The organism is Pseudoalteromonas undina (assembly GCF_000238275.3).
Classification (GTDB): Bacteria; Pseudomonadota; Gammaproteobacteria; order Enterobacterales; family Alteromonadaceae; genus Pseudoalteromonas; species Pseudoalteromonas undina.
The window spans coordinates 1,228,762-1,241,688 of sequence record NZ_AHCF03000003.1 but is presented as its reverse complement, the minus strand read 5'-3'; the positions used below and the strand labels follow the sequence as shown (position 1 = coordinate 1,241,688).

12 protein-coding genes are annotated in these 12,927 nt (G+C 39.3%); 4 read left to right on the top strand and 8 right to left on the bottom strand.

The features are described 5' to 3' along the window. Window positions 1–49 precede the first annotated feature (49 nt). The 3 genes from PUND_RS09395 to PUND_RS09385 all read left to right on the top strand — a co-directional run bounded on the left by PUND_RS09395 (window position 50) and on the right by PUND_RS09385 (window position 3,106). Window positions 50–1,336, top strand: a complete 1,287-nt coding sequence (locus PUND_RS09395) for a citrate synthase (protein ID WP_010390127.1) — start codon at window positions 50–52, stop codon at window positions 1,334–1,336. Window positions 1,337–1,450: 114 nt separating this feature from the next. Continuing rightward, window positions 1,451–2,677 carry an aminotransferase class V-fold PLP-dependent enzyme gene (locus PUND_RS09390; RefSeq protein ID WP_041709513.1) on the top strand — a complete coding sequence of 409 codons (1,227 nt, stop codon included), beginning with the start codon at window positions 1,451–1,453 and terminating at the stop codon, window positions 2,675–2,677. 12 nt (window positions 2,678–2,689) lie between these two features. Further along, complete coding sequence (locus PUND_RS09385) at window positions 2,690–3,106, top strand: SufE family protein (RefSeq protein ID WP_010390129.1); 417 nt, start codon at window positions 2,690–2,692, stop codon at window positions 3,104–3,106. 34 nt (window positions 3,107–3,140) lie between these two features. Here the strand turns inward: PUND_RS09385 and tcdA are convergent, their stop codons facing one another. From tcdA to PUND_RS09350, 7 genes are read right to left on the bottom strand one after another with little or no spacing between them, the layout of a single operon-like run. Beyond that, window positions 3,141–3,938 (bottom strand): tRNA cyclic N6-threonylcarbamoyladenosine(37) synthase TcdA, encoded by a 798-nt coding sequence (tcdA, locus tag PUND_RS09380; protein WP_010390130.1) that lies wholly within the window; start codon window positions 3,936–3,938, stop codon window positions 3,141–3,143. Next, window positions 3,939–4,619, bottom strand: coding sequence for a TIGR01621 family pseudouridine synthase (locus PUND_RS09375; protein WP_010390131.1), 681 nt, complete (start codon window positions 4,617–4,619; stop codon window positions 3,939–3,941). It abuts the gene before it with no gap. Beyond that, the gene (kdsB, locus tag PUND_RS09370) at window positions 4,616–5,377 is read right to left on the bottom strand and encodes a 3-deoxy-manno-octulosonate cytidylyltransferase (protein ID WP_010390132.1); all 762 of its coding nucleotides are present in this window, start codon (window positions 5,375–5,377) and stop codon (window positions 4,616–4,618) included. The genes PUND_RS09375 and kdsB overlap by 4 nt, the downstream gene beginning before the upstream one ends. Further along, complete coding sequence (locus PUND_RS09365) at window positions 5,365–5,562, bottom strand: Trm112 family protein (RefSeq protein WP_010390133.1); 198 nt, start codon at window positions 5,560–5,562, stop codon at window positions 5,365–5,367. The genes kdsB and PUND_RS09365 overlap by 13 nt, the downstream gene beginning before the upstream one ends. Then, window positions 5,552–6,532: a tetraacyldisaccharide 4'-kinase gene (gene lpxK / locus PUND_RS09360; protein ID WP_010390134.1), complete on the bottom strand. Its 981-nt coding sequence runs from the start codon at window positions 6,530–6,532 to the stop codon at window positions 5,552–5,554. Before lpxK ends, PUND_RS09365 begins: the two co-directional genes overlap by 11 nt. Then, on the bottom strand, window positions 6,529–8,274 hold the full coding sequence (gene msbA / locus PUND_RS09355; RefSeq protein ID WP_041709516.1) for a lipid A export permease/ATP-binding protein MsbA: 1,746 nt from the start codon (window positions 8,272–8,274) through the stop codon (window positions 6,529–6,531). Before msbA ends, lpxK begins: the two co-directional genes overlap by 4 nt. 60 nt (window positions 8,275–8,334) lie before the next feature. Further along, complete coding sequence (locus PUND_RS09350) at window positions 8,335–10,602, bottom strand: DNA internalization-related competence protein ComEC/Rec2 (RefSeq protein ID WP_010390137.1); 2,268 nt, start codon at window positions 10,600–10,602, stop codon at window positions 8,335–8,337. Between PUND_RS09350 and PUND_RS09345 the strand changes: the two genes are divergently transcribed. After that, window positions 10,582–11,088: a DUF2062 domain-containing protein gene (locus PUND_RS09345; RefSeq protein ID WP_010390140.1), complete on the top strand. Its 507-nt coding sequence runs from the start codon at window positions 10,582–10,584 to the stop codon at window positions 11,086–11,088. The genes PUND_RS09350 and PUND_RS09345 overlap by 21 nt on opposite strands. Before the next feature lie 93 nt (window positions 11,089–11,181). On the opposite strand, the gene PUND_RS09340 is transcribed toward PUND_RS09345, so the two are convergent. Then, complete coding sequence (locus PUND_RS09340; RefSeq protein ID WP_010390142.1) at window positions 11,182–12,921, bottom strand: DUF3466 family protein; 1,740 nt, start codon at window positions 12,919–12,921, stop codon at window positions 11,182–11,184. Window positions 12,922–12,927: the final 6 nt, after the last annotated feature.

Genomic DNA, 12,927 nt, shown 5'->3' with positions numbered 1-12,927 from the left:
ATTTTAGAATATAAAAATCAGAATAGTTATCTTAATAGGAGATACATAGATGGCAGATAAGAAAGCCACAGTCCATATTGATGGGCTAGATCCAATCGAACTTCCAATTTATCAAGGTACTGCTGGCCAAGATGTAATTGATGTACGTACACTCGGCTCACATGGTCACTTTACTTATGACCCAGGTTTCATGTCGACTGGTTCTTGTGAATCTACCATCACTTACATCGATGGTGGTAAAGGTGTTTTATTACACCGTGGTTACCCGATCGAGCAGTTAGCAGAGAGCTCTAACTACGTTGAGTTATGTTACTTACTATTAAACGGTGAGTTACCAACTAAAGAGCAATACGATGATTTTGCTACAAAAATCACTCGTAGCACAATGCTAGATGAAAAAATCGCAAACTTCTTCCAAGGTTTCCGTTTTGATGCACACCCAATGGCAATGCTATGTGGTGTGGTTGGTGCATTATCTTCTTTTTACCATGAAGATCTTGATATCACTGATGCAGTTCAACGTAAGACAAGCGCTATTAAATTAGTTGCTAAATTACCAACAATTGCGGCAATGGCATACAAAACAAACATCGGTCAACCGTTTGTATATCCACGCAATGATTTAAGCTATGCAGAAAACTTCTTACACATGATGTTCTCTGTACCTGCTGAAGAATACAAAGTGAACCCAGTAACAGCTAAAGCAATGGATAAAATCTTTATGCTTCATGCTGACCACGAACAGAATGCTTCAACGTCAACTGTTCGTTTAGCTGGTTCTTCTGGTGCTAACCCTTATGCATGTATTGCTGCGGGTATTGCATCACTTTGGGGCCCTGCTCACGGCGGCGCTAACGAAGCATGTTTAAACATGTTAGAAGAAATTGGTTCAGTTGATCGCATCGACGAATATGTAGCAAAAGCAAAAGATAAAGCGGACCCTTTCCGTCTTATGGGCTTTGGTCACCGTGTTTACAAAAACTTCGACCCACGCGCAACAGTAATGCGTCAAACATGTCATGAAGTTTTAGCAGAGCTTAATATTCAAGATCCATTGCTTGATATTGCAATGAAACTTGAGCAAATTGCACTTGAAGACCCGTACTTTGTTGAGAAGAAACTTTACCCTAATGTAGATTTCTACTCAGGTATTATCTTAAAAGCGATTGGTATTCCTACAAGTATGTTCACTGTAATTTTTGCAATGGCACGTACTGTAGGTTGGATCTCACACTGGGACGAGATGCTTTCTCAGCCTGGTCACAAGATCAGCCGTCCACGTCAGCTTTACACAGGTGAAACAACACGTGATTATAAAGCTACAGACAAGCGCTAAGCTTTAAAGTTAGTTTTAAAAGGCCGCTTCTGCGGCCTTTTTTATTACATGCTACTTGAGAATTATCTTAAACAGATTACAATTCCTGCCCGAATTTATTAACTTTATGAGCCTATGTCTGTGTCCTCGTTTGATCCTAAAAAAATCCGTAATGATTTCCCTACTCTAAATCAGACAATCAATGGCAATCCTTTGGTTTATTTAGACTCAGCTGCAACAACACAAAAGCCACAATGTGTGATTGACGTCACCACACAGTTTTACACCTCACAGAATGCAAATGTTCACCGCGGTCGTCATACGCTGAGTGAGCAAGCTACAGCGGCTTATGAGCAAGTACGTCAACGCGTTGCTGATTACTTTCAGGTAAGCGGTAATGAAATTGTCTGGACTAAAGGCGCTACTGAGGCGATTAACTTAGTTGCACATGGCCTAAGAAATACATTAACAACAGACGACACCATTTTAATTAGCCCAATCGAGCATCACGCGAATATTGTGCCGTGGCAAGAACTCGCGGCATACACTGGTGCAACGTTAAAAGCGTTGCCACTTAATGACAATGCCACTTTTGATATCAAACAGTGCTGTGACGTGATTAAACACACCAAACCTGCACTTCTTGCAATTACTCACGCCTCTAATGCGCTGGGCAATATTACCGATTTAACTCCGCTGATAAGCGCTGCGAAGGCAGTAGATGCGTTAACTTTAGTCGACGGCGCACAAGGCGCCCTTCATTTAAGACCTAATTTAATCAAGCTTAATTGTGATTTCTACGTGTTTTCAGCTCACAAAATGCTGGGGCCAACTGGATTAGGCGGTTTATATGGCCGCTACAGCGCACTTAATGCATTATCGCCTTACCAAACAGGCGGTGAAATGATTGAAAAAGTGACCCTAACGCAAAGCACTTATCGTGACGCTCCCGCTAAATTTGAAGCTGGGACGCCAAATATAGCCGGTGTTTTAGGCTTTGGTGCGGCGCTTGAGTATTTAATGGCACTTGATCAGCAAACATTAAAGCAATATGAACAGCAGGTGTTTATTTATGCAGCAAACGCACTGAGGGAAATAGATGGTATTTGCATCTATAGCGACCTAAAATCGAACATTGGTACATTGTGCTTTAATTATAAAAATGAACATCCGTACGATCTGGCAACTTTACTTGACGGCTATGGTGTTGCAGTGCGAAGTGGTCATCATTGTACGCAGCCATTAATGACTCATTTGCAACTAAATGGCTCACTAAGAGCAAGTTTTGCATTTTATAATACGACCAAAGATGTAGACCATTTTATTACTGCACTCAAAGAATGCATCGCTTTATTAGACTAAATTGGATAAATAATGACACTCACATACCAACTGGTAAGTAAAAAAATTGAACACAGTACAAGCTGGCAACAGAAGTATCGTGAAATTATGTTACTTGGCAAAACACTACCGCCGTTAGCCGATATACTAAAAACAGATGATGCGCTAGTCCAAGGCTGTGAAAGTAAAGTATGGATGTTTGTTGAATTTGACCTAACCGAGAATGCGTTGGTTGTAATTGGTGATTCTGATACGCGAATAGTAAAAGGATTATTAGCGTTAATTTTAGCGCTGTATAACGGTTTGACACCTGAAGAGGTATTAAGCGTTAATGCCTATGAAGAATTTGAAAAGCTCGGCTTAATTAGCCACTTAAGCGCTTCTCGCGGCAATGGGATAAAAGCTATGGTGGAAAAAATACAAACTTTAGCTAAACAAAAAGCGCGTTAAGCGCTTTTTTAACAATATGATGTGTAATCTGTAATTAAATGTTCAAGCGTGTACGCTTATCTAAATATTTTCTTACTGCTTTAGCGGCAACAAAAAAACCAAAACTACCGGTGATCATCGTCACCGAACCAAAGCCATTATTACAATCCATATTCATACTACCATCTGCATTTTGTTTCGCATGGCACACACTGCCATCACTACCGGGATAAACAAGCTGCTCTGTTGAATACACACAGTCAATATTAAATTTACGTTTTGGATTAGAGCTGAAATTATACTGCTTACGCAAAATATAGCGCACCTTTGCAAGCAATGGATCTTGAGTCGTTTTTGCCACATCTCCAAATGTAATTTGACTCGGATCGGTTTGCCCACCTGCACCGCCTGTGGTAATTATAGGCATTTTATTACGCTTACAGTGCGCGATTAACGCCGCTTTTTCTTTTACCGCATCAATGCAGTCAATAACATAATCAAAACCTTGAATATGCTGCTGAATATTTTCTAGTGTTATAAAATCGTCAATAACATTAACTATACACTCAGGATTGATAAGCTCGCAGCGCGCCTTCATGGCATCCACTTTTGCTTCCCCAATCGTGCCTGTTAACGCATGAATTTGACGATTAACATTGGTTGCGCATATATCATCTAAATCTATTAGAGTAATTTTGCCCACGCCGGTGCGCGCTAATGCTTCTGCAGTCCAGCTGCCAACGCCACCTATACCAACAACACAGAAATGTGCCTGTTGTAACCATTCAAATTGCTGTTGACCATATAGTCGTTTAATACCACCAAAGCGGATATCAGTTACTTGTTCACTCATTTACCAATCCAATTTCCAAGGCGTTTGCCAAGAATCAAAATCTTGATGTTTTATTAATTGCGCATATTCCACTCCACACTCTGGCAACAGAGTGTGTTGTATTTGTTCCCCAGCCCACTCAAAGTCCAGCGCAAATGCATGCAAATAGGTGCGATCAGCGGCACTCCCAGAATAACTAGCATCGCCTAATATAGCGGCACCTATACTCTTTAATGCCACCCTAAGCTGATGGGTTTTTCCCGAATAGGGTTTTAATAGGTAAGCTCTAAAACCGCTTTTAAAGCTAAACGAATAAAAACGTGTAATAGCGGGGTTACTCTGTGAGTTTAATAATTTATACGTGCCGCGGCGAGACTTAGCCATATCACCTTTAACCCAGCCTTGCTTTTTTTTAGGCTTGGTATCACTAACCGCTAGATAAAACTTATTAATCGCATGCTGAGTAAATAATTGCGTAAATTCTGCTGCTGCCGCTTTGCTTCGCGCGAGTATAATCAATCCAGAGGTGGCTTTATCTAAACGGTGTACCGCAAATAATTTTTCGTTTAACTGTTGCTCAGCTAGTACCACAAAACCGGGGCCTTCTTCAGAATGAAAATTAAGCCCATGCGGTTTATTTATGATGTAAAAATCATCATGCGTATATTGCACTTTTAATATAAGCGTTTGTGGTTTATTCACGCGCTTTTACTTTGAATATGGGCAACCACTTTAGCTAAATCCTCTGGTGTATCTACTCCTGCATGAGGGGTCACTAAAGCTTGTTCTATTTTAATTGCATAACCATGGTATAGCACACGTAACTGCTCTAACGACTCAAGAAGTTCTAATGGCGAAACACTTAATTCAATATATTGCTTTATAAACCCTGCGCGATACGCGTAAATACCCACATGGCGTTGAAAAGGCGCTAAATTAAGTGGTTGCTGCTCAGCCATCATGGCGCTTCTATCAAATGGGATACTCGCTCTTGAAAAGTACAAAGCATTTTTATTGATATCACTGACAACTTTAACCGCATTAGGATTAAACACTTCATCACGCTCTTCAATAGCAACGCTTAAGGTTGCCATTGGTGCCCTTGATTGCGCTAATAATGTTGCCACTTGTGATACGTTATCAGGCGACAGCAAAGGTTCATCACCTTGTACATTTACCACGATAGTGTCATCGGCTAAATTAAGTAAATCCACTACTTCGGCTAAGCGCTCTGTGCCTGATTGGTGATCTTCACGCGTCATCAAAACATTACTAGTAAAACGTTTAGCAGCATCAAATACTCTTTGATGGTCGGTAGCAATAACCACCTTGCTGGCTCCTGACAAACAGGCTTTTTCATACACATGCTGTATCATTGGTTTGCCACAAATATCAGCGAGTGGTTTACCTGGCAAACGAGTAGAAGCGTAACGCGCAGGGATAACAACTACGAATTCCACTTTTCTACCTCTTCAAGAGTCAATTCACGGGCTTCATTTTCAAGTAGTACCGGAATATCATCACGTACCGGGTAAGCTAGTTTTGCTGCTGTGCTGATCAGCTCTTGGTTTTCTTTATCAAAGCGCAACTTACCTTTACACACAGGGCAAGCAATAATTTCGAGTAATTTTGTATCAAAGGCCATGGTGGATCCCTTTTTCTTTTAATAATAAATTTAATGTGTTTATTACTGCTGCAGTTGGTTGAGCGTCAACCGGCAAGTAATACCAATTTGGCTTGGCAAAGTCACGACACTTAACCGCATCTTTTTCTGTCATTAATACACAGTCCTCACCAAATTGAGCAAAGTCATTGGCGGTATAAGCATAATGGTCGCGAAAATGATGTGTTGATAACAACGCTATACCTTGTGCTTTTAATGATGCTTCAAAGCGCTGAGGGTTACCGATTGCACTTACAGCATGCGCTGTTTCTATAGCCGTTGTTATCTCAGTATTATCAGCAACACGTTTAATAATTGATGGCTGCAAGCGATAGCTAAATTCATGTTCAGAACCATTTTCAATGACTAAATCAACACTGTTTAAACGAGAAACCGTTTCGCGAAGTGGTCCTGCTGGCATTAAAAAACCATTACCAAATTTTCTTTCGCTATCAACAATACAACATTCAATACTGCGTGCCATTTTGTAGTGTTGCATGCCATCATCAGAAATAATTACATCAAGCTGAAACTGATGATTGAGCATTTCTATATTCTGCTGTCTATTTGGCCCCACAACTAACGGACATTGTAAACGGTTAAATAAAAGTACCGGCTCATCCCCTGCTTCTAAAGTCGTCGTATTGGCAGTTACTAATAATGGGTAATGGGCTGCTTGCCCACCATAGCCGCGACTAATTAAACCAACAGATAAGCCTTGAGCGGTTAAGTAATCATGTAGCCACAATACAAATGGAGTCTTACCATTGCCGCCAACACTTATATTGCCAACAACAATTACTGGAGTATTACTAACAAATGGCTTAAAAACACCCACTTCGTAGCAGTATTTGCGAACTAGAGCAACACAGCCAAAAATAGCGGACAGTGGTAATAACAATAAGGTAATTAAGCTAAAAGGTTTGTACCAGCTTTGCTCTATTTTACTCACCCCTGCTCACCAAACTGCATTTTACAAAGAGCTGAGTAGGTACCATCGTTAGTCAGTAATTCAGTATGCGTACCACTTTCTATCACTTTACCGTTATCAATCACATAGATACGGTCACTATTTTCAATAGTCGATAGCCTATGAGCGATAACAATGGAGGTTTTATCTTTCATTAATATATCAAGAGCATGTTGGATAAGCTTTTCAGACTCAGTATCCAAGGCCGAGGTCGCTTCATCTAAAATTAAAATAGGCGCGTCTTTTAAAATAGCACGGGCAATCGCAATACGTTGACGTTGCCCGCCTGAAAGCATTACCCCATTCTCGCCAACCATAGTGTTAAGTTGCTCAGGTAAGTCTTTTACAAACTCCCACACATGGGCTTGTTTTGCAACGTCATGAAGCTCTTCGATAGAGATTTCGCGTTGTAAACCATAACAAATATTATTGGCAATCGTGTCATTAAATAGCACCACTTGTTGCGACACTAACGCAAATTGACGGCGAAGATCAGTAAGCTTATATTCATTAAGAGCAATGCCATCGAGTAAAATTTCGCTTGGCGCTTCTAAGTCATAATATCGGGGTAACAAGTTAGAAATAGTCGATTTACCCGAGCCAGAGCGGCCAACAAGGGCAATACTCTCACCGGCTTTTATGTTCAGTGATAAATCGTTAAGCACGGCTTCATCCTTGGTTGGGTATTTAAAGGTCACATTTTTCACCTCAATATGCCCTTTTACCTTATCAACCGAAAAGGTACCCGTGTCTTTTTCAATTTCTTCATCTAACACTAAAAAAACACTCTGAGCAGCTGAAATACCTCGCTGTAAGTCACTGTTTACATTGGCAAGTTGCTTTAATGGGCGCAGTAGCATCATCATCGATGAGATGAGTACGACAAAGTCCCCAGAGCTAATGCTGTCTATCATAGAGGGCATCGACACAACCCATAAAATAACAGCCATAGCACTAGCAGCCAAAATTTGAATAATAGAGACACTTAGCGCTTTAGTCGCATCCATCTTGATACGTTGTTGGCGGTTATGATTATTAATTTTAGAAAATTGATCAATTTCTTGTGTTTGCCCACCAAAGCCATGGATCACTTTGTGACCACTGAGCATTTGCTCTGAACTACGGGTAACTTGTCCCATCGCTGACTGAATATTTTTCGAGATATGACGAAAGCGTTTAGACACCACAGCTACTATTATAGCCACAAGCGGGATAATAACTAAAAAGATTAACGACAACTGCCAACTGGTATAAAACATCACAGCGAGTAAAAACACCACAAAAGCGCCTTCACGCACAACAATAAGCAGTGCTTTGGTGATTGCTTGTTGAACCTGCTCGGTGTCAAAGGTAATTTTAGAAATCAAATCGCCGGTTGAGTTTTTATCGTGAAAGGACACCGGTAAATGTAAAATGTGTTCAAACAATTCTTGGCGCAGCGCCCTCACGACTTGTGAGCCTACATAGCTTAAACAGTAAGATGACATAAAGTTAAATACGCCACGCCCGATAACCAGCGCAATAACCACAAATGGCGCATAAGTAAGTACCTGGCTGTTACGCTCGTTTAAACCTTCATCGATAAACGGCTTCATCAGTTGAATGAATAATGCATCCATACCTGAATAACCTATCATTCCTATAATCGCGACGATGGCAATCGACTTATAAGCGCCAACGTAAGAAACAAGCCGTTTATATATTTGTGTAGTACTTTGTTCCATAACACTCTCTAAAACCAGTAACAGCCCCTATTGTATCCTTAGCAACAGCAAAACAAAACGTCAATCTTTGATAAACCAATAACTTTCCGCCCCTCTTGCGGTACTCAGCTCTAAGTGTTTAGCATAAAAATCAACCCGAATTTGTCCTACATCACCAGTGCTATATTGTTTGGCGTTTATTTTATTGTAACGCTTAACTACCGCTTTACTTGGAAATTGCCACTGGCCTTGATACGCACTTGAATGAATCACAAGTGTTGGGTTTACGGCCTCGATAAACTCGACACTGGAAGAGCTATCACTGCCGTGATGAGGACTTAACAAAACGGTACTTTGTAAATCATCTTCTTTATTAATTAATTTAGACTCCCTCGCCTTTGATATATCACCAGTGAGAAGCACACTATGGTTTGCACTTGAGACTTTAACAACACAGGAATTATCATTACGGTTATTAAACTCATCTTTTGAAAAGGTTTGAATACTCAAGCCTTGAAAGTCTATTTTTGTCGCTATGCAGTCTTTATATACACCACTTGGATGAAAATAATCAAAGCTCCATGCATAACCGGCTTTTTTAAAGTGCGCAACGCCTCCTGCATGGTCGTTATCTTGATGGCTTACAATCGAGTTAGTTACTGTTAGGTTATGAGCATTAATATAGGGTAGTAAAACACTAGTGACACGACTAAAGCGATTAAAATAACTCGGGCCAAAATCATAAATAAACGCATGTTTATCTTTTTCTATCAGTACCATTAAACCGTGGCCTACATCAAATACGTTTAACTGCCAAAGGCTGGTTTGCGTAAAGTAATAGTTAAAAAGCAAAGTCAAAATCGGAATGCAGGCTAGTAAGCGAAGCTCAATAAAATAAAGTAAGGGTACAACACTATAAAGCAGCACCACGGTGGTTATACTTACCTGTCCTACATTAAGCCAACGTATCTGCTGAGGTATTGCCTGCAACATTTGATACAAGTTGGTCAGTGGAAAATCATATAACACAATAAATGCATGCCAATCGGTTAATAACCCCAGCAACACGCTTAAAAATAAAGCAGGCATCAATACAAAAGATAAAATGGGAATAGCCACAAGATTTAAAACTAAACCCACTAAACTCACGCCATTGAAAAAGTATAATGACAGGGGTAATAAGCCAATAAATAATCCCAGTTGAATAATAAATAATGTTCGCATATTGGCCAGTAGTGAGTGACCCCGAAGCGGAAACTGCTTTAAAACCATAAAAATAATACATACCGCTAAAAACGAAAAGTAAAGCCCTGGATTTAGTACACTAAATGGATTAACCGCTAAAATAATAACCAACGCATATAAAATACTGCGCCATCTCAATGATTGCTTTGCCAAGTAATAAAGCAACAAATAACAGCCCAACATAATTAAAGCGCGGGTTGCGGAGATGATAAAATCACTCAAGTAAACATATATGAATGCCACTACAAAGCCGACAGCGCTATAAACAATAGAAACATTTATGCCTTGATTTAGTTCAGGTTTAACCAACTTAAGACAAAAACGTGTAACAAAATAACAAAAACCAAACACTAAAGAGATATGTAACCCAGAAATGGCTAATAAGTGACTTAACCCAAGACTCTGCATTAACCGCTTTTGCTCGAATGTCATCAATGACTTATCGCCGGTTAAAAGTGTATAATATAGCCATTTAATCTCAGCATTATTTACCTGCTTTTTTACATAGGCTCTATAAGCTGACACGGTATTATTTTTTTGAGGGCTTTTAATATTAAGCTGTTTATTGAGCACTGTACCTTTAAAGGCTATCTTTTGTGTAAAAGCATAAAGCTGATTATCAAAAACAGTAAAATTTTTAATAGTTCTATAATTATTCAGTCTCACTTGGGCATTAAAAGTATCACCAGATTTAATTGGTTGTGCAAAATTGATACTTAATAAGGCATAAGGTGCCCTAAAGTGACTATATTCACTATCTTCTAAATGGGTTATTTTAGCTTTTATATATTGGGGAGGCGTAGCAGAGATAACCTCTTCGACCACCACACCGACAGAATAAGCATATTTTTTGTGCTGTTCAGGTAACTCAAATGAATAAAACAAGATAAAATGTGCGGCTACACAGCAAATACCGCAAATAAAGCCTAACAATACAGTTAAAAACGGCTTAAAATACGTGCTCACAATAAGGATTGAAATTGTGATAACTGTAAACTCAAGGGTTTGATAATAAAATACGGTAATAACGACACCGATAACAAACCCAAGACTCATCCACACAGACGTAAATGGTTGCTTTAAATGGCTAAAAAAACGATCCAACGGTTTTTACCTGATCCAAATAAAATTAGACATCACAAATCACTAAGGATATTTGGTCGTCTTTTACATGATGCTAACCTTTGGCATTTAAATCGACGCTCAGCACGCGGTGCCTTTGCCGTTGGACTTTTTTTTGCATTCATCCCTGTTCCTTTTCAAATGGTGCTAGCAGCTGCCGCAGCCATAATCTTAAGAGTTAATTTGCCTATTTCTGTTGCTTTGGTGTGGATCACCAACCCACTTACAATGCCACCTATTTTTTACGGCTCATACTTGGTTGGTACATTAGTACTAAATCAACCTGAGCAGCATTTTGCGTTTGAGGCTAGTTGGGCGTGGTTTATAGAAAGCCTTACTACCATTGGCCCTGCTTTTTTAGTGGGTTCGCTTGTTTGCGCATCTATTGCCAGTGTTATTGGCTATTTTGGTATTGATTTAATTTGGCGTCGCTCAGTAAGAAAAGCTTGGATATCTAGAAATAACTAGCGACTACTTCATCAAGTACTTCTGTTAATATTACTATAGACAAAAAAAAACCAACTTAACAAGTTGGTTTTTTTTATAAACGAATAGCAGTACTTAGAAACGAAAAACGCGTCTTAATCCAACTAAAGGTAGCAGTAACAAACCAAACCATGAGAAGCTGGCTGAGCTACGTTCATAAAACTCTGTATCTGGGGCTTTACAATTTTCAACTTCGCCATTAGCAATCGGTGAAAGTTTTACTGCAACAGCAACACTTTCATATTGAATGTTGCCATTAATGTCGGTTATGACCTCACCTAGCGAGTCTAATTTTTCAACCGTTTTAGTTGCTACACCAAATACTTCATTATTTTCGTTGATTGATTTCGCCTCTACCATTTTATAACTAAAGCTAGTTTCACCATCACTGTCAAAACATGGTAGTAGACTATTTAGATTAGTGATTTTGTCATCACCAATTTTATAAATAAAAGCTTCTGAACGCCTGGTACTCGCAGTATCACCAACATCACCTTCACCTACAATATAACCTTGATTATTAATATCATTTGCATATGAGCTTGAGCTTATAAAATAATCTTCAGGAAACACCGTCGTGTTTGTATTTATATCATGGTAGAAAAGTTTGTTTCTTAAAGAGCCTTCAATGGGTTTAGCAGCATAACCTGCAATAATGTCATTATCATTGATTGCAAATGCTTTACCTGCTTGCCAATCATCTTGCTGGTTTATAAAGTCAACTACCTCACCGTCTTTAAAATAAGTTGGCATACTGTAGATTCTATTATCGTTGTCAATATCTCGGGTATCTGAAGACCCTACAGCAATACCATTACTATTCACAGCTAATGCAATACTATTAAATGGAGTTCTGTCTTCATCTTCTTCCGGAGTAAGCGCTAAACCTAGCAACTCTGTTGAAGTCACATTATAAGTGCTGTCTAGAGTCCATTTAACCGCTGTTTTATTGAATACACCTCGCGTATTTCGAGAATTAATTAACTCGATACAAGCCATAACTGGCTCATCAAGGCCATCACAATTGTCTGTAATTGTGGTTTGTCTCTCTGTCGGAATACTTACAGATACATTACCTACAACCACATAGCCTGTGTCTGTGGCAATGATATCAGTGGCTTTACTACTGCCACCATGCTCATTAAATTCTGGTAAAAGCGGCACTTCAACACCACCAGCAGAGATTAAAATTCCGCGCTCTATAAACTCACGAGTAAACCACGTTTCTTCATCAGTTTCGCCATCTGGTGTAAAGCTTACTTTATCAAAGGGTGCACTTCCCCAACCAACCGAAGTACCGTCTTGCGCTACACCTGTATAAAAGTTACTTACTGATCGAGTTAGCCCATCATAATCAAGTGAAGATTCATCGAAAAGAGACTGCTCAGTTATTAAACCGTTATTATAGCTTGTAGCAATAAGCGAACTGATTTTTTGATATTCAAAATCTTCAGACCGAGAAGATAGAAAGCCAACCATAAAAGTATGTGCGTCAGCATTAGTGTAAACAGCATCATTATTTTCTATATCATCGAGGGTAAAGGTTATTTCTTTATCAATGTTTTCAAACCTTTTAACTTCGTTGTCGTATGCACTCTTTATTATATTATCTGTAAAGTCGATATAACTAATATCAATAGGTAGGTTAAACAATCCGTTAGCTTGACCTATAACATGGCCGTTTTCACTCACATCAGTAACATAAGTATGTTTGGCAGCTTCAAAGTCACCTAATTCGGTTAACTGGTACGTTGCACTTATTGCTGATGTACTCAGTGTGGCTAAAACACTGGCCGCGAGTAATTTATATTTCATTTTATT

Bases quoted from the DNA above. Each gene is read 5' to 3' on its own strand.
- PUND_RS09395 (WP_010390127.1), top strand. From the start codon at position 50: ATGGCAGATAAGAAAGCCACAGTCCATATTGATGGGCTAGATCCAATC.
- PUND_RS09390 (WP_041709513.1), top strand. From the start codon at position 1,451: ATGTCTGTGTCCTCGTTTGATCCTAAAAAAATCCGTAATGATTTCCCT.
- PUND_RS09385 (WP_010390129.1), top strand. From the start codon at position 2,690: ATGACACTCACATACCAACTGGTAAGTAAAAAAATTGAACACAGTACA.
- tcdA (WP_010390130.1), bottom strand. From the start codon at position 3,938: ATGAGTGAACAAGTAACTGATATCCGCTTTGGTGGTATTAAACGACTA.
- PUND_RS09365 (WP_010390133.1), bottom strand. From the start codon at position 5,562: ATGGCCTTTGATACAAAATTACTCGAAATTATTGCTTGCCCTGTGTGT.
- msbA (WP_041709516.1), bottom strand. From the start codon at position 8,274: ATGGAACAAAGTACTACACAAATATATAAACGGCTTGTTTCTTACGTT.
- PUND_RS09345 (WP_010390140.1), top strand. From the start codon at position 10,582: ATGGCTAAAAAAACGATCCAACGGTTTTTACCTGATCCAAATAAAATT.
- PUND_RS09340 (WP_010390142.1), bottom strand. From the start codon at position 12,921: ATGAAATATAAATTACTCGCGGCCAGTGTTTTAGCCACACTGAGTACA.